13 protein-coding genes are annotated in these 19,860 nt (G+C 57.2%); 5 read left to right on the forward strand and 8 right to left on the reverse strand.

What is annotated here, in order from left to right:
* Window positions 1-419 precede the first annotated feature (419 nt).
* On the reverse strand, window positions 420-1,439 hold the full coding sequence (locus tag PJK54_RS01710; protein WP_271302072.1) for an SMP-30/gluconolactonase/LRE family protein: 1,020 nt from the start codon (window positions 1,437-1,439) through the stop codon (window positions 420-422).
* 863 nt (window positions 1,440-2,302) lie between these two features.
* On the opposite strand from PJK54_RS01710, the gene PJK54_RS01715 reads away from it, so the two are divergent.
* The 3 genes from PJK54_RS01715 (at window position 2,303) to PJK54_RS01725 (ending at window position 7,598) form a co-directional block, all read left to right on the forward strand.
* The gene (locus tag PJK54_RS01715) at window positions 2,303-3,283 is read left to right on the forward strand and encodes a LysR family transcriptional regulator (RefSeq protein WP_271302073.1); all 981 of its coding nucleotides are present in this window, start codon (window positions 2,303-2,305) and stop codon (window positions 3,281-3,283) included.
* A gap of 758 nt (window positions 3,284-4,041) precedes the next feature.
* Complete coding sequence (locus tag PJK54_RS01720; RefSeq protein WP_271302074.1) at window positions 4,042-5,787, forward strand: IlvD/Edd family dehydratase; 1,746 nt, start codon at window positions 4,042-4,044, stop codon at window positions 5,785-5,787.
* Window positions 5,788-5,798: 11 nt separating this feature from the next.
* A complete protein-coding gene (locus tag PJK54_RS01725; protein WP_271302075.1) occupies window positions 5,799-7,598 on the forward strand; it encodes an IlvD/Edd family dehydratase in 1,800 nt (599 codons plus the stop codon).
* Between the two features lie 76 nt (window positions 7,599-7,674).
* Here PJK54_RS01725 and PJK54_RS01730 read toward each other — a convergent pair whose 3' ends face one another.
* From PJK54_RS01730 to PJK54_RS01760, 7 genes are all read right to left on the reverse strand, one after another.
* On the reverse strand, window positions 7,675-8,382 hold the full coding sequence (locus PJK54_RS01730; protein ID WP_271302076.1) for a FadR/GntR family transcriptional regulator: 708 nt from the start codon (window positions 8,380-8,382) through the stop codon (window positions 7,675-7,677).
* Between the two features lie 763 nt (window positions 8,383-9,145).
* Window positions 9,146-10,201 (reverse strand): LacI family DNA-binding transcriptional regulator, encoded by a 1,056-nt coding sequence (locus PJK54_RS01735; protein WP_271302077.1) that lies wholly within the window; start codon window positions 10,199-10,201, stop codon window positions 9,146-9,148.
* A gap of 306 nt (window positions 10,202-10,507) precedes the next feature.
* A complete protein-coding gene (locus PJK54_RS01740; RefSeq protein WP_271302078.1) occupies window positions 10,508-11,614 on the reverse strand; it encodes an ABC transporter ATP-binding protein in 1,107 nt (368 codons plus the stop codon).
* A 45-nt stretch (window positions 11,615-11,659) separates the two neighbouring features.
* Window positions 11,660-13,321 (reverse strand): alpha-glucosidase family protein, encoded by a 1,662-nt coding sequence (locus PJK54_RS01745; RefSeq protein WP_271302079.1) that lies wholly within the window; start codon window positions 13,319-13,321, stop codon window positions 11,660-11,662.
* Window positions 13,322-13,326: 5 nt separating this feature from the next.
* A complete protein-coding gene (locus tag PJK54_RS01750) occupies window positions 13,327-14,184 on the reverse strand; it encodes a carbohydrate ABC transporter permease (protein ID WP_442870663.1) in 858 nt (285 codons plus the stop codon).
* Window positions 14,181-15,155 (reverse strand): carbohydrate ABC transporter permease, encoded by a 975-nt coding sequence (locus PJK54_RS01755; protein WP_271302080.1) that lies wholly within the window; start codon window positions 15,153-15,155, stop codon window positions 14,181-14,183. Before PJK54_RS01755 ends, PJK54_RS01750 begins: the two co-directional genes overlap by 4 nt.
* A 15-nt stretch (window positions 15,156-15,170) precedes the next feature.
* Window positions 15,171-16,439 (reverse strand): ABC transporter substrate-binding protein, encoded by a 1,269-nt coding sequence (locus PJK54_RS01760; RefSeq protein ID WP_271302081.1) that lies wholly within the window; start codon window positions 16,437-16,439, stop codon window positions 15,171-15,173.
* A gap of 373 nt (window positions 16,440-16,812) precedes the next feature.
* On the opposite strand from PJK54_RS01760, the gene PJK54_RS01765 reads away from it, so the two are divergent.
* Window positions 16,813-18,354, forward strand: coding sequence for a carbohydrate porin (locus PJK54_RS01765; RefSeq protein WP_271302082.1), 1,542 nt, complete (start codon window positions 16,813-16,815; stop codon window positions 18,352-18,354).
* A gap of 639 nt (window positions 18,355-18,993) precedes the next feature.
* Window positions 18,994-19,188 (forward strand): CsbD family protein, encoded by a 195-nt coding sequence (locus PJK54_RS01770; RefSeq protein ID WP_043334054.1) that lies wholly within the window; start codon window positions 18,994-18,996, stop codon window positions 19,186-19,188.
* Window positions 19,189-19,860 lie beyond the last annotated feature (672 nt).

Raw genomic sequence — 19,860 nt, forward strand, 5'->3', positions numbered from 1 at the left:
TATGTGATTTTGTCAAATGATTACATGCATAATGTACTGGATTGGCGGTGATATTATGGTGATATATCTTACGAAATAGCCCTTGTCGGTTATGATGGGTGGCGTCTTGGTTATCAACCGCATTCCACTCTTAATTACCAGCTTCCGCATAGCCGGCTGGGGGGGGGGTAAACAACCGGATGGAGTTACACAGCTAGACTTCGACGCCTGGTAGTGTCATAGCGCTGGTAAGTAGTACGGCGTAGGCGCCGGTCTCCACCTTTATGGTAGGTAAGACCGGCTGTTCCGCCACGCGGGCCATGGTTTCAAGGTCGCGATCCGCGTGGTGGAACAGTTGGTTAAAATTGGTTTTGACGAATCGAGCGCCGGCGCGGATGGCCTACAGATTTCCGAGGATCACCAGCGGCGGCAAGGCGGCTTTAAATGCCGCGAGCACCGGTGTAAAGGGTGTAGATGGAGCGGCTCGCGGTCATCAGTAGTCGGTTGCGGTCCTCGCCGGCGAAGCAGACATTGGCACAGACCTCGGGCAGCAGGATGCGCCCGATGCGCTCACCCTCGGCGGTGAAGATGCTGACGCCGTCCTTGCCTTCGCCGCCGGAGGTTCCGACCCAGAGATTGCCATCCTTGTCCACGGCCATTCCATCGTAGCCTTCGCCCTGACCTTCGACCAAGCGCTCGCCGTCTGAAACGGCCTTGCCGTCCTCCGCGAGCATGAAGCGGAAGATGGCGGGTGGCTGGTCGGGATAGTGCGATGGCGCGGTATCGGTTACGTAGAGTGTGCGCCGGTCCGGGCTGAGAGCGATGCCGTTGGGCTTGTAGGGCGCTGTGGTCAGGCGCAGCGGCTCGTCTAGGGTATCGTCAACGTAATAAACAGCCGGCTCGATCTCCAGATCGCGCTTGTGGCCCTCGTAGTCCACGTGGGCGCCGTAACCGGGATCGGTGAAGATGATGCCGCCGTTGGGCAGCGTGACCAAGTCATTAGGCGCGTTGAGACGCTTGCCCTGCCAGTCGTTGGCCAATACGGTCACGCTGCCATCCCACTCATAGCGGACCACTCTGGCGGGCGAGTGCTCGCAGGCGATGAGCCGGCCATGATCGTCGAAGGCGTTGCCATTGGAGTGACCGACCTCGTGGCGCAGCACACTGACCGTGTTACTGGCCTCATCCCAGCGCATCTGGCGCGCGCGGGGGATGTCGCTGAACACGGCAAAGCGGCCGACGGCGTTCCAAACCGGACCTTCGAGCCACAGCCCGCCGCTCCAGATCCGCTGCAGCGGTGAGTTGAATAGCATGTAGCGTTCGAACCGCTCGTCGAGCACCTCCCAGCAATCGTTAGGATAGCGCTCGGGCGCTTCGGCGCGGGCGAATAGAGAGGGCGAGCTCGCCGCAGCGGTCAGTGCGGCGGTCCCGACCAGGAATTGACGGCGTCCAATCGTCATATATCACCTCATGTGAAAGCGTGTTTGTTGTTCGGCGTGCTTTAATGAGAATGACCTGATGGAGCGTATGTGTAACTGCGACATACGTATGGCTAACATTTTCAGGGGGGCGCCGCCGAAGTAGAACGGCCGCTACGTCGTAGCGGCTCTCGGGCTTGCAGGCGACACCCTATGAGGCGTATTTCTCTTGACCACTGTACAAGGCGGCCTGATGGTGGTGATGATCCGATCCGAGCTTGGATAAGCTGTCAGGTGATTCAAGAAATAATGGCCGTTTCAACTGTACTCCAAAGATCTGACATAACTTCTGTCTCGTATAGCTCCCTTTAAACCGCTAGATTAATAAGAATTCTTTCGAGAGTCGGTCGTCAAGAGAGTATTAGACTTTTAATGTTTTATTCTCTTACTCCACCCTCCGATCTTGCGCTTCATCTCTTGGATTTCATACTGCATCCTCGTGAATATTTCATCGGTCATCGGAGCTCTGCCTGTCCGCTCAACTCGCGATCTATAATCCTAATGTTTTAATGTAATTTACCTAGCTTAATATTTTTACACGCTGCCTTCAGCGAGTAAATCTGGTAGACTGCGCGCTGAGTGCATCCTAGCTAAGTCTTGGACTGAACGTTATTTCTTCGTCTCCATCCGAGCCTGAGGGTCTTCATTAGTGACCATGCGCTTAGTGTCAAAGAAACAGATCTACTATGCTGCTATAATAAGGCTTGCTGAAAAACTACATTAGCTTATGATGAGTTCTCGGTAAATGCTAACTCGAGCTTGTGACCCAGTATCCCTTTCAAGTCATTATGATGCTGGCATGTTACGAGTATAGATTTTTCGCACTGCAATGGGTTCCCGTGATCATGGAAAAGCTGTCATCTTCTAGCCTTCGTGGTTGGCTACGTTTTAAGCATCTGACATTAATCACAACGCTAGCGCAGAGTCAGAATATGCATTCAGCGGCTCGTATGATGCATTTGAGCCAGCCTGCAGCGAGCAAGATGTTGCGTGATCTCGAGGAATATTTTGGTTTCGCTATCTTCGAACGACTGCCGCGTGCCATGCAGCCTACCGAGCTTGGAGAACAGGTAATTCGCCATGCATGGCGACTGATAAATGATGCTGATCGCCTTGTCAGTGATATTAATGATCTACGTGAAGGAGGCTATGGCCAGCTGTTGATTGGCGCGATTCCTGCGGCGGCTCCTGAGATTCTGCCAGCGGCGATTGCGCGACTTAAGCGTCAACGGCCGCGATTATCCATAGACTTGCAAGAGCAGACAAGTGATCGGCTGTTGGCTGAACTCGAGTGCAAGCGGCTTGACTTGGTAATTGGTCGACTGACGCATATTAGTCAACACAACCTATTCGATTTCGAGCCCTTACTTAATGAACCGCTGCGGTTGGTTGCACGACATGATCATCCATTGGTGTTAGATGATAAAGTGCCTGACCTCGAGTTACTTAGTCGCTGGCCTTGGATTCTGCATCCTTTGAGTAGTCCCATGCGAGGCGTATTTGAAGCTGCATTGGCTGAGGAGGGCGTAACTTCGCCAAACGATGTTGTCGAGACTACTTCGATCCAGGCGACGTTACAATTGTTGCAAGCATCCGACATGCTGGCGGTCCTGCCACGTTCGGTATTACGACGACCGCTTGAAAGTGGGCAGTACGCGGTACTTAAGCGTGTGATTGGTAAACCTCTCGATTACTACGGCATCATAACTCGGCGCAATGAGCCACTGTCGCCCGTCGCACAGGAGATAATCAACCATTTGCGCGATCTAGTCGTTGATCTGACAGATAACTCGGTGCTATCTGACGATTCGGATGTTTCTCAATGAAAACGATACGGCAAATGCCGTCCCGTACTGTTTCATCTGTTCATTCTGATGACAACTTTCTAAATCTTTAGGAACTTAGGTCTCGCGATGGACGTCGACCAAGCGTTTGACGCTGGGGGAATTGCCATCGGACAGTACTCCAAGTAGCAGGCCCTGCGACTGGTCTTGGTAATGCACTGGGGCCAGGAAGCGATGGATCGCCACGCAACCTACCAAGGTAATGGGCGAATCTAAGATGGCTGGGTAGATCTGCCATGGACCATGGTTTGACACACTTCGACGTCGGACAGCCAGACATAGACCATAATATGACTAGTACGATGCTCGAGTACTAGCAGCCAGGCGCGGGGCCGCATCTAGGTCGTTGTCAATTACGATTTCTATTCGGTCAGCCCATCTTGCCTTATCTAGAAGATGGGGTCGCCGGCGATTCTTGAGCCTAGCAACTTCTACTCGTATTACACCGCTTGGGCTGGCGTCAGGCCGAGCATCATCATTGTGCCGGTGATCAGCAAGCTGAGCATATTAAGGTAGGGCGTCGAGGCTCTCCATCGAATCTGTTGTTGTGTTGTGACGGTGGTTTTACGGCGGCGAAATGTTGTTCATATGAGTCTTGTGTTCAACATATACCTTTGTATGTGTCGACTACGATGCATTGTCCAGCTACCGTCACTCTATGATCGTCGCCCTAAGGGCACGCTCACGATGAGACACTCAACATGAGAACAGGCCGCGATAAGCGATGAGGAGAGGCTTTAATGCCAAATAACAAGCGCTGGCTGCGCAGCGCCGAGTGGTTCGGTACCGTTGACAAGAATGGCTTTATGTACCGCAGCTGGATGAAAAACCAGGGCATTCCCGATCACGAGTTTCAGGGCAAGCCAATCATCGGAATTTGTAATACTTGGTCAGAGCTGACGCCTTGTAACGCCCATTTCCGTAAAATCGCTGAGCATGTCAAGAAAGGCGTACTCGAGGCCGGCGGCTACCCGGTGGAATTTCCAGTATTTTCCAATGGCGAGTCTAATCTTCGCCCCACGGCGATGTTCACTCGTAACTTGGCGAGCATGGACGTCGAGGAGGCTATCCGCGGCAATCCGATGGATGCAGTTGTATTGCTAGTAGGCTGCGACAAGACCACTCCAGCGTTGCTGATGGGCGCTGCCAGCTGTGACCTGCCGACGATTGTGGTGACGGGGGGGCCGATGCTCAACGGCAAACACGAGGGCCAGGATATCGGTTCCGGTACTGTGGTATGGAAGCTCTCCGAAGAGGTCAAGGCAGGCAGGATATCGATACACGACTTCATGGCCGCCGAAGCCGGAATGTCTCGCTCAGCGGGTACCTGTAACACCATGGGCACTGCCTCCACCATGGCTTGTATGGCGGAATCACTCGGCACCTCGTTACCTCATAATGCGGCGATTCCAGCAGTTGACTCACGTCGCTATGTACTGGCGCACCTTTCCGGAAACCGCATTGTCGAAATGGTCGATGAGGATCTGAAGCTTTCAAAAGTGTTGACCAAGGATGCTTTCGAGAACGCTATTCGCACCAATGCAGCTATAGGCGGCTCCACCAATGCTGTAATTCACTTGAAGGCTATCGCCGGTCGCATAGGCGTCGACCTGAGAATGGACGACTGGACACGAGTTGGCCGAGGTACGCCTACCATTGTCGATCTTCAGCCCTCTGGGCGCTTCCTAATGGAGGAGTTTTACTACGCTGGTGGACTCCCTGCGGTGCTCAAGCGTCTCGGTGAAGCCGATCTTCTGCCCCATAAGGGCGCGTTGACCGTCAATGGCAAGACCCTGTGGGAGAACGTCTGTGACGCCCCGTTGTACAACGATGAGGTGATTCGTCCACTCGACAATCCATTGCGAGAGGATGGTGGTATGTACGTGCTTCGTGGGAACTTGGCACCGGGCGGTGCGGTACTCAAGCCTTCTGCGGCAAGCCCCGAGCTGATGCAGCATCGTGGTCGCGCGGTAGTGTTCGAGAATTTCGACGACTACAAGGCGCGTATCAACGACACGGACCTAGATGTTGATGCCAACAGTATATTGGTGATGAAAAACTGCGGACCACGCGGCTATCACGGCATGGCTGAGGTCGGCAACATGGGCTTACCCTCCAAGCTGCTGGAGCAGGGCATAACCGATATGGTGCGCATCTCCGATGCCAGGATGAGTGGTACTGCCTACGGTACCGTAGTGCTGCATGTGGCCCCGGAAGCGGCTGCAGGAGGGCCATTGGCCGCAGTGCGCAACGGTGACTGGATTGAGCTCGATTGCAACAGCGGCCGGCTGCACCTGGAAGTCGACGAACTTGAACTTGAGGCGCGTCTAGCCGAGGGCGACCCTACTGCAGTATCGAAAGAGATCGCCCGCAGTGGTGGCTATCGACAGCTCTACATTGAGCACGTGTTGCAGGCCGACGAAGGTTGCGATTTCGATTTTCTGGTTGGCTCGCGGGGCGCCGATGTGCCGTGCCACTCGCACTGAGGAGCATTCCTATGACTAAACGACTTATGACCAAGGACCGCCTGCGTTCGCGCTATTGGTTCGACAACCCGGATCATCCGGGCACCACTGCTCTGTGCTTAGAGCGTTACATGAACCAGGGGGTCACTTTAGAGGAGTTGACCAGTGGCCGGCCGATCATTGGTATCTGCCAATCAGGCTCTGACCTGGCGCCCTGTAACCGGCACCACATTGAGTTGGTGAAACGAGTCAAGGATGGTATCCGCGCTGCTGGTGGGGTCCCATTCGAGTTCCCATTGCATCCGATTCATGAAAATGTGCGCCGGCCTACCGCGGCATTGGATCGTAACTTGGCCTATCTAGGGCTAGTCGAGGTGTTGCACGGTTATCCGCTGGACGGTGTAGTACTAACCACCGGCTGCGATAAGACCACTCCGGCCAGTCTGATGGCCGCGGCAACAGTTAATATCCCTGCCATAGTGCTGTCGGGCGGGCCGATGCTCAACGGTTGGCGAGGCCGTGAACGACTCGGCTCCGGAACTGTGGTGTGGGAGATGCGCAAGCGACTGGCCGCCGGGGATATCGACTACCCGGAGTTCCTTTCGCGGATAGCCGATTCGGCGCCCTCCGTGGGCCACTGCAATACCATGGGCACCGCCTCGACGATGAACTCGCTGGCCGAGGCACTAGGCATGAGCCTGCCCGGTTCAGCGATGATCCCCGGGCCCTACAAGGAGCGAGGGGCGGTTGCCTACGAGACTGGTGAACGCATCGTCGACATGATCTGGGAAGATTTGCGGCCGAGCGACATTTTGACCCGTAATGCGTTCGAAAATGCCATCGTTACCTGCTCGGCGCTAGGGGGGTCATCCAACGCGCCGATCCACATCAACGCCATCGCTCGCCACGCTGGAGTCGAACTCGACAATGACGACTGGCAGCGTTTGGGCCATGAAGTACCGCTGTTAGCTAACGTTATGCCTGCTGGAGCTTATCTCAGCGAGGAGTTTTATCGTGCCGGCGGTGTCCCGGCGGTGATGAATGAACTGCTATCGGCGGGACGACTTCACGGCGAGGTGATAACTGCTAATGGCTTATCTCTAGCAGACAATATTGTCGGTTGTGAGACTGCTGATGAAGATGTGATTCGTCGCTATGGAAATCCGCTGGTAGAACACGCGGGGTTCCTCAACCTGAAAGGCAATCTTTTCGACTCGGCGTTGATGAAAACCAGCGTAATTGCCGCTGACTTCCGCCAGCGCTTCCTCAGCGACCCGGATGACCCAAACGCCTTCGAAGGTAAGGTGGTCGTGTTTGACGGTTCTGAGGACTATCACGCACGCATTGATGACCCGTCGCTTGGTATTGACGGACGCACTATCCTAGTGATGCGGGGCGCTGGCCCTATCGGGCATCCCGGTGGTGCCGAGGTGGTCAATATGCAGCCACCTGAGGCGCTCATTCGCGCTGGTATTGACTCGTTGCCATGCTTGGGGGATGGGCGTCAGTCGGGCACATCCGGCTCGCCGTCCATCCTCAATGGTTCGCCAGAGGCTGCTACCGGTGGGGCGCTTGCGCTGCTCAAGAGCGGTGACTGGGTAAGGGTCGATCTTGGTCGTAGCGAGGTAAAGTTGAAAGTCGATGATACCGAGCTGGCAGCGCGCCGCGAGTGTCTGGAGGCTGAGGGTGGCTATCGTTACCCCGACCATCAGACACCTTGGCAGGAGATTCAGCGCGGGATGGTTGAGCCACTGGACCAGGGTATGACTTTAGCACCTGCAACCAAGTATCGAGATGTTGCCCGGACCAGTCCCCCGCGGGACAATCACTGAGTAAACACTAACGGCAAAAGCACGCGGCCGGCACAAAGGCGCCGGCCGCGTACTTATGTTAAGGACAAGCTAGGGCTCAGACTAGGTCGAGCCGACGACCTAGGGCGCTGTCTCCAGGCTCAATGCCCAGTGCTTCGGCGGTTCCAGCAAGCACAGCTTGAGCAGCGAGGAAAGCTTCGCGGGGCTGGCGGGCACGAATGCTCTCCATTAGCTGACGGTGTCGTTCTAGACTTGCTTCGGGATCGCTGGCGCTGGTGTTGGATTCTGTCACCAACATGTAGATCGAGGGCCTGAGGATGTGCGAGAGCTGTGCCCAAACGATGTTGTGGGTTGCTTTGAAGATGGCTACATGGAAGGCGACGTCGAAGTCACTATGCAGCCTGCCACCCTGGCCGTGCAGGTTTTGTCCCATGCCCTCGAAAGCCTCCTCCATAGCGACCAGGTCTCGGGCTGTGGCGCGCTTGGCTGCGGTTAGTGCCACATAGGGCTCGACGTCGAGACGAAACGATAGAATTTCGCGCTGGATGCCCGGGTTGGGAGCAGCGTACCGGGTCATCCAATCGGTGACTTGGGTATCGAGGATATTCCATTCGGCGTATTCGCGTACCTTAGAACCATGGCCCGAGATGCGTTCGATGACGCCTGCATCCACCAGTTGTCGCAGGTCGCTGCGCACAGCTGAGCGGTTGATTACAAACTGCTCGCAGAGGTCTACCTCCTTGGGCACGAAGTCACCAGGGTGATAGCGGCCAGAGAAAATGGCCTCAGCCAAGAAGTCGGCCACACTAGGGCGAGTAGCTGTTTTGCGCTTTTTATCTATCACAGGTCCCTCGGCTAGTAAAAACTAAACATATGATGTTTTATGTTGCACATTTCGTCAATGCGATTTTTGGGCTACCAAGTCGTAGCCCGTTACTAGACCGCAGAATGTCCAAAAGCGATGTGGTCTTCGGTCTTTGTAGCGCCGAAGGCAACAGTGTCTCTGGTCATGCGCCTCTTAAGCCGCCCTCGGTGCATGGTGGTGGGCGCACATTACTGTTGAGATAGAAGCGCCTAAGAGGTGGGGTCTCTGCTTTCCCCTTTGCGCAACACCTACAAGGTATCGTGAACTCTCTTGGTCGGCACTTTGCTCTCTGTCAACGGTGTAAGATGTGGCCGCCTTGAGGTCTAAGAAAATTTGCTGGTGGATATGAACGGCTAGAGCACGTTGATGGGGAGCCGTTGTGAGCCTCGACGATGATAGCCAGGTCGTTCCTGGCCTTGATGAACACTAGTCGTGGCATTTTGGTTCTCTTCAGTGAGCTTATGCCTCAATGCGCGCATGGAGCCAAGCGATCTACGTCTAAATAATTTAAAATATTTATTGATCTATTGGATTTTAACGATGCTGTAAAGCATGTAGAAAACCGTAGGTAGGTATTACTAAACTATCTACTTTTGATAGTCCACACTTCAATTATACACAATCGATTTCACCCGTATTAGTTTTAACTTTGATATATGCGTATATCTAGTGATAAAATTTCCACTAGATATTATATTAAAGTTTATGGACAGGTCTCGCCTTGGATCAGCTGAGTCGAGAGCCGGTGTGATGAAGTGGGCTCCAGCCCTAGAATCATTCGCGCGGCAAGGCGGCCTTTCTCGGTACTATCCTGCTGGACGGTAGTCAGGCGCGGTGACCGATATTGTCCTTCCTCAATACCATCAAAGCCGGTGATACGCAGGTCTTCGGGAATCCGGATGCCGCGTTGTTCCGCCAGGGTCACGGCGGTCAACGCGATACGGTCGGACATGCATAGCAGGAGGTCTGGCCGTTCACTGGCCGGGAGATCCAGAATCTCTGCCAGCACCGGCGCGCAGACCTCGTAGGTGTTTTCCTCGATGTTCCACATCGCCACAGAATCGGGGGAGATATCCTGCTCAGCCAGCGCACGATGAAAACCTGCCAGACGCGAGCGGGTGATTGTCTGATCCGTCGGAAGCAGTGCGTGGACACTGGTGATGCGTCCATTGCAGGGTGTTTCGGTCAGGCGCAGGTTGACGATGCCGATGCGACTGGTGGGTGTCTTCAGGGCATGTTGCGCGATGGCGTAGCTAGCTGGCTCATTATCCACGTGGATGGCGGGTTGATCGCCCAGATCGAAGTCGACTGCCACGATGGGCTTGTGACCCGCACTCTGGAGTTCCTCCTCCAGTGCCATGCTGGCCATCAGCCCGTAGACAATGAAACCATCGGCAATGCTGGAAGATCCTGGTACCTGTGAGGCATCTTGGCGACCCGAGAGCAGCAGTAGGGTATGGCCATGGGCGTCGAGCACTTCTGCGATGCCCGACAACAGCTCGCTGGCGACCGCATCCTTGAGGCTGTAGGTCAGTGTCTCCGCGAGTACTACGGCGATGATCCGTGAGCGCCCCGTGCGTAGACTACGCGCCTTGGCGTCCGGGCCACGGTAACCAAGGCGTTTGGCCTCCTCGAGAACCCGCTCACGCAATGCTGGCGAGAGCTGGTCGGGGCGGTTGAATGCGTTGGAGACGCTAGCAGTGGAGACGCCGAGTTGTGCGGCTAGCTCCTTGAGAGTGATACGGCGAGGCGATGACACAGGCGTCGGGTTCCTGGAGTGGAGGCTGATACGGTCAAGAGTAATTCAGGATATCGATCAGTCTAATGAATGCCTAGTCCAGCGTATGAGATTAGGACCACAGCAGGGATTGACCTGCCGGTGACCATCGGGGCGGGAGCTTGGATGAGTGACGCGGGAGGTGAGTTGGCCAGTCCCGTTGTCTATTTCACTATAGGGTTTGGTTTGAGGCACATCTTCGAGAGAGGGCACTCAGCTCTGCGTGAGCCAATTGTCATCACGCAGAGCTAATTTTGAAGATTGGCATGCCCTCTGGATTGGGGATGTTCAGGCTGCCTGGCGTTGCTGGGTCAGGCTCAGCGCGCGATCCTGGCTGTCGAACAGATGCACGTGCTCCAGGTCCGGCACCAGCGCGACGCGTTGGCCGATCTTCCACTGGCTGGGGGCTTCACTGCGGTGGATCAGCAGGCTGTCGCCGTCTTTCGGATCCAGATAGACATAGACTTCGTTGCCCAGGTACTCGACGTTGACGATCTCGAAGGCGTTGTCGCCACGGGCCTCTTCCAGGCAGAGGTGTTCGGGACGAATCCCCAGCGTCTGGCGGCTGCCGGTGCGTTCGTCGCCGGCATCGCGAGGCAGCTCCAGTTCACCGATCCCGGGCGTCGCGATGCGACAGCCATTGCCCTCGCTCCGCAGCAGCTCTGCCGGCAGGAAGTTCATGGTCGGGGAGCCGATGAAGCCGGCCACGAAGCGGGTCGCCGGGGCCTGATAGAGCGTCTGGGGGCTGCCGACCTGCTCGATACGCCCATCACGCAGTACCACGATCTTGTCGGCCAGCGTCATGGCTTCGACCTGGTCGTGGGTGACGTAGACCATGGTGGAGCCCAGGCGGTGGTGTAAGCGGGCGATCTCGTTGCGCATCTGCACCCGCAGTGAGGCATCCAGGTTGGAGAGCGGCTCATCAAATAACAGGATCTTCGGCTCACGCGCCATGGCGCGCCCCATGGCGACGCGCTGGCGTTGGCCACCGGAAAGCGCCTTGGGCTTGCGGTGCAGCAACTCCTCGAGCTGTAGGATGCGCGCCGTTTCCATCACACGTTGCTCGACGCTTTCCTTGTCGGTCTTGGCAAGCTTCAGACCGAAGGCCATGTTCTCGTACACCGTCATGTGCGGGTAGAGCGCATAGGACTGGAAGACCATGCCCACGCCACGCTCACGCGGGGGGAGGTCATTGACCAGATCGCCGGCGATATGCATCTCACCTTCGGTGATCGATTCCAGTCCGGCGATCAGGCGCAGCAAGGTCGACTTGCCACAGCCTGACGGCCCGACGAAGACCACGAATTCTCCGCTGCCGATCTTCAGGTCCAGATCCTTGATGATGTGCGCGCTGCCGAAGGTCTTGTTGATCTTGGAGAGGGTTACGCTTGTCATCTTGCGACTCCCAGCCGGTGCAAGGCACCGGCTTTCAAAAGAAGATTAGTCGAGTGCCAGGAAAGCAGCCTGGTAGGCGGGCAGCACCAGTCGCGCCGCCTGGGTCTGGGCCTGTTCCAGCTCGGCAGTAAAGCCCGTGCCCTCGAGAAGCTGCGCGCCGCCTGCGTAGGCTTGCGGCAGTGCGGTGGTCCGTTCGCTGCCGGTCAGGTTGAAGAGACACAGCATGCGCTGACCGTCATGCTCACGCAGGAAGCCCAGAAGCTCGTCCCCCACGTCGACCAGTTGAATGTCCCCCTCACGCAAAACCGGATGCTGACGGCGGAAGTTCAGCAGGGTGCGTGTGGCATGCAATACAGAGTTGGCGTCGTCCTCCTGATTGGCCACGGCCAGCGGCAGGTGGCGTTCATCGACCGGCAGCCAGGGCTCGACATTCGAGAAGTCCCCCCGGGCCGTCTGACGCCAGGGCATGGGAGTCCGGCAACCGTCGCGGCCCTTGAACTCCGGCCACAGCACCTTGCCGTAAGGGTCCTGAATACGCTCGAAGGGCACCTCGGCTTCTGGCAGGCCCAGCTCCTCACCCTGGTAGAGGCAGACGCTGCCGCGCAGTGACAACACCATGGCCAGGGCGACCTTGGGGTAGGCCACCGGATCTTGGTGGGCACCCCAACGGGTGGCGCTGCGCACCACGTCGTGGTTTGACAGGGCCCAGCATGGCCAGGCATCACCGGCCAGGCGCTGAAAGCGCTCGATGACTTCTCGGATATAGCCTGCGGAATGCGGGGCATTGAGCAGATCGAACCCGTAGGCCATGTGCAGCTTGTCGCCCCCAGCGGTGTATTCCGCCATGCGCTCCAGCGGCTTGTCATCGCCGATTTCCCCGACCGTGGTGGTGCCGGGGTATTCATCCATTAGGGCACGCAGGTCTTTCAGGAAGTCGAGATTTTCCGGGCGGCTCAAGTCATAGACGTGTCGCTGCCAGGTATAGGGGTTGGAATCCGGGGCGCCCAGTGTCTTGGCTTCGCCTGCTGGCACTGGCGGATTGTCGCGCAGGGCCTGGTCGTGGAAGTAGAAGTTGACGGTATCCAGGCGGAAGCCATCGACGCCGAGTTCCAGCCAGAAGCGCATGTTGTCGAGCTGAGCCTGACGGGCCTCCGGGTGATGGAAGTTCACGTCGGGCTGGCTGGTCAGGAAGTTATGCAGGTAATACTGCTGGCGGCGCGAATCGAAGGTCCAGGCCGAGCCGCCGAAAATCGACAGCCAGTTGTTGGGCGGCGTGCCATCGGGCTTGGGGTCTGCCCACACGAACCAGTCGGCTTTGTCATTCGTGCGATCCTGACGGCTTTGCTGGAACCAGGGGTGCTGGTCGGAGGTGTGGCTGATCACCTGGTCGATCATGACCTTGAGATTGAGCGAGTGAGCGCGCTCCAGCAGCACCTTGAAGTCCTCCAGGGTGCCGAACATCGGGTCGACATCACGGTAATCGCTGATGTCATACCCGAAATCGAGCATCGGGGAAGTAAAGAAAGGGGATAGCCAGATGCCATCCACGCCCAGCGATGCTACGTAATCGAGTTTAGCGGTGATGCCCGGCAGATCGCCGATGCCATCGCCGTTGCTGTCCAGGAAGCTGCGCGGGTAGATCTGGTAGATGACGCCACCGCGCCACCAGCTGGAGGAGGTCTGTATTTGGGTTTCGAGCAATGACATGAAGATTATCCTTTGACGGCGCCGGCGGTCAGGCCGGATACGATGCGGCGCTGGAAGATCATCACCAGGATGACCAGCGGTATGGTGACGGTAACGGAGGCGGCCATGATGGGGCCCCAGGGGAGCTCATGCTGACTGCCGCCGGAGATCAGGGCGATGGCGACCGGCACGGTGCGTTCGCTGTCGGTCAGCGTGAAGGTCAAGGCGAATAGGAACTCGTTCCAGGCCGCGATGAAGGCGAGCAACCCGGTGGTGGCCATGGCCGGCCACATCAGGGGCAGGAAGACCTTGGTGATGGTCTCCCACGGCGTGGCGCCGTCCATGATCGCGGCCTCTTCCAGTTCCATGGGCAGTTGACGCATGAAGGTCGTCAGTACCCAGACGGTGAAGGGCAGCGTGAAGATGGTGTAACTGAGAATCAGGCCACCGGGGTTGTTGTAGAGATTCAGGCTGCGAATCACCTCGAACAGCCCGGAGAGCACTGCGACCTGAGGGAACATCGAGACCCCGAGGATGATCAGCATCACGGTGGAGCGACCGCGAAAGCGCACGCGTCCCAGCGCATAGGAGGCGGTGATGCCCAGCAGCAGCGCGATAAACACGACGCTCAAGGCGATCAAGATCGAGTTGCCGATCGCCTGCAGGAAACTCTTCTGCGCAAAGATCTGGGCATAGTTGCTGAAGTCCAGCGAGGTCAGCCAGTAGTTGACCTCGAACAGCTCACTGGACGGTTTCAGTGAGGTGATCACCGCGTAATAGAAGGGGAACACGGCGTAGACGATGATGATGGCGATCAAGGCCCATTTGCCGACCAGCTTGGCGAGTCGGGTCATCTGGTAGCGATTCATCGGAGGCTGATTCATTTATCCACTCCCAGTTGGCGGCGGCCAAGGTAGAGGTAGACCACGACGGCCAGCGCGATGATCAGGAACAGCATCGTGGAGGCGGCACTGCCGTAGCCCACGTCCTGGAACTCCACCAGTTGCTGGCGGGCGTAGATGGACATGGTCATGGTGCTCGACGAGTTGGAGGTCAGCACATAGATGACATCGAAGACGCGCAGTGCATCGAGAAGGCGGAAGATCACGGCGACCAGCAGGGCCGGGGTGATCAATGGCAGGGTGACACGGAAGAACACCTTCACCGGGTGGATGCCATCGACCTCGGCGGCCTCATAGCAGTCCTTGGGCAGCATCTGCAGCGCGGCGAGTACCAGTAGTGCCACGAAGGGGATGGTCTTCCAGACATCGACCATGATCACGGCCCACATCGACAGATCGGCATCCGCCGTCCAGGCCAAGGGCGCATCGATCAGCCCCAGCCCCATCAGCAGGTGGTTGATGATCCCGAACTGGTCATTGAGCATCCAGGCCCACATCTTGGCGGAGACGATGGTCGGGATGGCCCAGGGAATCAGCACCGCGGCCCGGACCAGCATGCGCCCCTTGAATTCGGCATTCAGGAGCAGCGCCACGATGATGCCGAAGACGACTTCCAGCGACACCGAGATGACGCTGAAGTAGACGGTGTTCCAGACGGAGTTCCACCACACCGGGTCAGCCAGCAGGCCGTACCAGACGCCGTCGTCCTTCACGAGATAGTTCTCGAAGCCGATGAAGGCGGCACCGGTCGTGTCCGAGAGCGAGGCATCGGTCAGGCTGAGATAGAAGGTTCTCAGCAGGGGCCAGCCGGCCACCAGCGCCAGTGCGACCAGCATCGGGGCGAGATAGGTCCAGGCCGCGCGTACCCGCTGGCGTCTGACCTTGGTGCCGCGTTTGCGAGTCCTGGCCGAGGGCGAGCCCGTCGACACTGACTCATTGAGCGTGGTTGTCATGCGAAACCTCCCGGGTTACCAGCGACGACGTTTGATGCGTGACAGTTCGCTCTTGAGCTGGGCAACCGCCTGGGCACCGCTCTGCTCGCCGCTCAGCACGCTATGGGTCGCGTTGAAGAAGGCATTGCTCACCTGGCCGTAGTTGTCTCCGGTGACGGCTGACGGACGGGCCACGGCATTGGTGAAGGTGTCGTAGAGCGTGCCGAAGAAGGGCACGGCGGTGAGCACCTCCTCGTCCTGATACAGCGCCGTGAGGGTCGGGTTGTAGGCGGCCTGGATGGCTCGGCGTTTCTGCTCGGGTTCACCGGTGAGGAAGGCCACCAGCTGAGAGGCGAGCTCGGGATTCTCGCTGTACTTCGAGACCGCCAGGTTCCAGCCGCCCAGCGCCGCGGCACTCTCGCCCTCGGCGCCATGGGGCAGCTTGACCACCCCGACCTTGCCGGCCACCTTGCTGTCATCGCTCTGGGTCAGCGACCAGGCGTAGGGCCAGTTGCGCATGAAGACGGCGTTGCCGGACTGGAAGATGCCGCGGGCTTCTTCCTCGGAATAATTGAGTGCGCCCTGCGGGGTGATCTCGCCGATCCAGCTGGCGGCCAGGTCGAGTGCCGAGGCCGTGTTGGGGTTGTCGATGGTGATCTCGCCATCGGCATCGACAATGGCGCCGCCGTCATTGCTGGCGACCCATTCCAGGGCGTTGCAGGTCAGGCCCTCATAGGCACGTCCCTGGAAGACGTACCCCCACATCTTCTCGCTGCCGGCCTCACGCTCCTTCGCCTGGATCTGCGTGGCGGTCTCTGTCAATTCCTGCCATGTCTCGGGAGGTGCGAACCCGTACTTCTCCAGCAGGTCCTTGCGGTAGTAGAGCACCCCGGCATCCGTGAACCAGGGCATGGCCACCAGGCGGCCATCCACCGTGTTGTTGTCGACGATGGTCGCGAAGTGGCCTTGTGCCGCCTTTTCGCCGAGCGTCTGGTGCAGATCAAGCAGGTGATTGGCGAGCAGCCCCGGCCAGACCACATCGATCTGCAGGACGTCGATATCCCCGGACTGGGCCGACAGAATCTGCTGGTAGAGCGAGAGGCGTTCCGTCGAGGAATTGGGCGTGGAAACGATGTCGACGTCATGGCCGGTCTTTTCCTCCCAGGCCGCGACGCCCTGTTCACAGAGTTCCAGCTCGGCCCCGACCGCGCCGCAGGAGATGGTCAGGTCCGCGGCCATGGCGGGGGCGGTGGTGGCCACTCCCAGCAGGGCGACGCTTGAGGCGATCAGTGTCGTGCGTTGCATGGCAAATCCTCGTCACTTGTTGTTGTTGGGCATTCATCGGCCATCTGGCGGGGGAGAATCCTGAGGATGTCCGATGGCGCTTCTTAAACGATTAAGGCGTGATCACAGTCAAGCGATTGGCGTCGATATCCGCAACCTGAACTTTGGTCTTGCTGTCGCTGATATGTCGCCAGAAATGGGAGTTTTACGCGGTGATCGCTCCCCTTTGGTCGAATTTCGACATAGGTCGTGTGTCTGAGAGGCCAGATTGCCACTAGGGTCTTAAACGATTAAGTGAATATGGCGCCTACGACAACGCCAATGACGAAGGCGCCACTTCGCTGATCATCGCCAAGCGAGTGATTCGTCAACAACAACAAAGGCTCTCTCCAACATGACTACTTCCCCCCAGCGCCCGCTCAAGGCCCCTCTGGCCATGGCTGTTGCCATTGCCATCATGAGTACCAGTGGTCTCGCCACTGCCGACAGCACGGGCGACATCGAGGCGCGACTCGCAGAGCTGGAGCAGCGCATCAATGACGCCGAACAGCGGGCCAGAGCGGCTGAGCGCCGCGCCGCCGAGGCAGAGCAGGCGATGGCCGTTCAGCGCCGAACGAATGAGACTGATCAACCCGCGCGCGTGTCCGCGCAGACCGAGGACCTCGAAGAGCGTCTGGCCGCCGTGGAGCGTCAGGCCAGTGGCGAGGAAGGTTTCTCCTTCAATGCCTATGCCCGCTCAGGTCTCCTGATCGGGGAGGGGGGCAAGAGCATTGACGGCGGCCCCTATCTCACCCCGGCGGGGTCGGTGGGGGGCGCTGTCGGGCGGCTGGGGAACGAGCCCGATACCTATGTCGAGACGGTGCTCAACTACAAGACGCGCTACGACAACGGGGCAAAGGCGCACTACCGCACCATGATTGCCGACGGGGTGGAGACCAGCAACGACTGGACCTCGGACGAGTCCAGCCTGAACGTACGACAGGTCTACGTGGAATTGAGCGATCTGCCGAGCTTCACTGGCGCCTTCGAGAATTCCGCCATCTGGGCCGGCAAGCGCTTCGATCGGGACAACTTCGACATCCACTGGCTCGACAGTGACTTCATCTTCCTTGCCGGCACCGGCGCGGGTATCTACGACGTCCAGCTCACCGATGACTGGAAAGCCAACTTCTCGGTCTACGGACGCAGTTACAGTGAATATCCGACCGAGGATTCCGACACTGGCGGCGATACCGACAACCTGACCTTCACGATGAACAACTACGTCGGCAACTGGCAGTGGATGGTCAGTGCATTGTCTGCCGCAGACAACGAAGAGCGCGCCATGGACACGGGCGCCACAGCCGCGGATTCCGGGTTCCATACCATGCTGGCCTATCATGGCGACAGCTTCTTTGGTCTCGCCGACGGCAGCTTCAAGGCCGCCGTGCTGCATGGCCGAGGGCTTGGCGCGGAGACGAAGGTCATCGGGGGTGACGGGAATCTGACAGATGATGCGACCTCGACTCGACTCGGTCTGTATGGCACGACCTATCTCGCGCCCAAGTGGCGTCTGGCACCGGCCGTGCTGGCGGAAGTCAGTGAAGACCGTTATGCCGAAGGCGACGAATACTCCTGGGCGACGTTCAATGCGCGTCTGGCCAATGAGCTGACGGCGAATTTCGAGATGCAATACGAACTCAGCTATCAATGGATGGATCTTGACCCCGGTGCCTCAGGCACTGCCGTGGAAGGGAGCTATCGAAAATTCACCATCGCGCCGACCTTCAAGCCTGAAGTCGGTGGCTTCTGGAAACGTCCGGAAATCCGCCTGTTCGCGTCCTGGAGTGACTGGGATGAGGAGCTCAATGACTTCTCGGATGAAGATGCGCTCGGGAGTGCAGGTTTCACGGGAGGTGAATGGGCCTTCGGTGTCCAGAGCGAGGTATGGTTCTAGGAACAGGACGCCAAGCCAGTCATCGCCTGCCAGTGTTTCGATCTTGCCCGCGGTTAGCCGCGGGTTTTTTGTAACGCCAGCGCTGGATGGTTGAGACGCTGATCCCAAACTGACCAGCGAGATCTTTACTCCGTAATGCTGGAAGGAGCTGCTTGGGAAGTCGGCATGAATTTTCGGTGTCGTTATCGCTTGCTTATACAGCTTGATAACCATGATGATTTTCCTGTATGAATTACTTGATGCGTTTACGAGAGGCTAATAAAGGATAAATTCGTTGTGGAAATAGATCATCCGGCACCCTACAGTGAGTTGTCGATGAGTTATGCTGAACGTTTTTTCCTATACATTTAATGACGGTTTTTATATTGATTGTTGGGAGTCGGTAAATGACGATATGCCACGGAAAGATGAAGGGAACTTTTTGTCGATGATGTTGTATCGGATTTGCTGGCTCGCGCTATATTTCATTTCAAGTCAATGGCAGCGCCACCAATGAGTTGAAGCGGTAGGGCTGTTGTTGACCACTAATATCTGTGCTAGCTTATATTCGTAGCCTGCCATGAGGCTCAATCACAGCATGTGACTGGTCATTGGTTGATTTTTATTTGTCGCATTATCTATTTGATTTAGGAGACTGCCATGAATAGTGATATCGCCGAAGGTAAGTGGAAGCAACTCAAAGGTAAGGTCCGCGAAGGTTGGGGAGAGCTTACCGATGAAGATGTCGACGAAATTGCGGGTCGTAAGGAGCACTTTGTCGGGAAGGTTCAAGAGCGTTATGGCATGAACAAAGAAGACGCTGAAAAGGAATGGAATAAACTGTCCGATTCGTGAAGCTTTTTTAATATATGTTTTATGTTACCGATGCTTGCACTTTGCAGGCATCGGTTTTTTGTGTCTGAGCTCAAGCAATCAAAGCAGCACGCATGGTATATAGGATTTTAGAAGATTCTCTCGAGAGTGCTTGGGCTGGATATTCGATAGCAGAGGCAGTGTCGGGAATGGTCATTCGGTTTCTCGACGCATCTTGCGTAGCTCAGCAGTACAGACATTCTTGGAGACTGCCCCTCTGGAGAAGTACTGCCGCGCCAAGCCATTGATGTTCTCCTTGATCCATTGTCAGGTGGGGATATGGGGGCATAGCAATACATCTACTGCCAAAGCCCTTTGCGACATCTTCGTGATCGGCGACCTCCGAGTCGTATCCAAGGTCATCGTCTGGGGGTACCACGAGGAGGCTCCAGCAACCGATGCATCGTCTGTTGCGTCAGTTCTACTGTGGTACTGCGCCTTCGTGCTGCCAGAGATAGTCGCCAGGGTGTGTTATCGAAAGGAGGCTATTGACTCTCTGGTGGCACACGTCAAAGCCAACGTGATATGGCTGTATTCTTCATCATGTGCCTGCTGCATGCTTGCGTGATCCGCGGTATGGTCGGCCAATGATTATCCAGTGTGGGGTGGAATGCCTTGATGAGATATTGGGCATTGAGCCCCGTTAGGGAGTGA

Origin of the sequence: Cobetia sp. MMG027 (genome assembly GCF_027947415.1) — a bacterium.
GTDB classification, from domain to species: domain Bacteria; phylum Pseudomonadota; class Gammaproteobacteria; order Pseudomonadales; family Halomonadaceae; genus Cobetia; species Cobetia marina.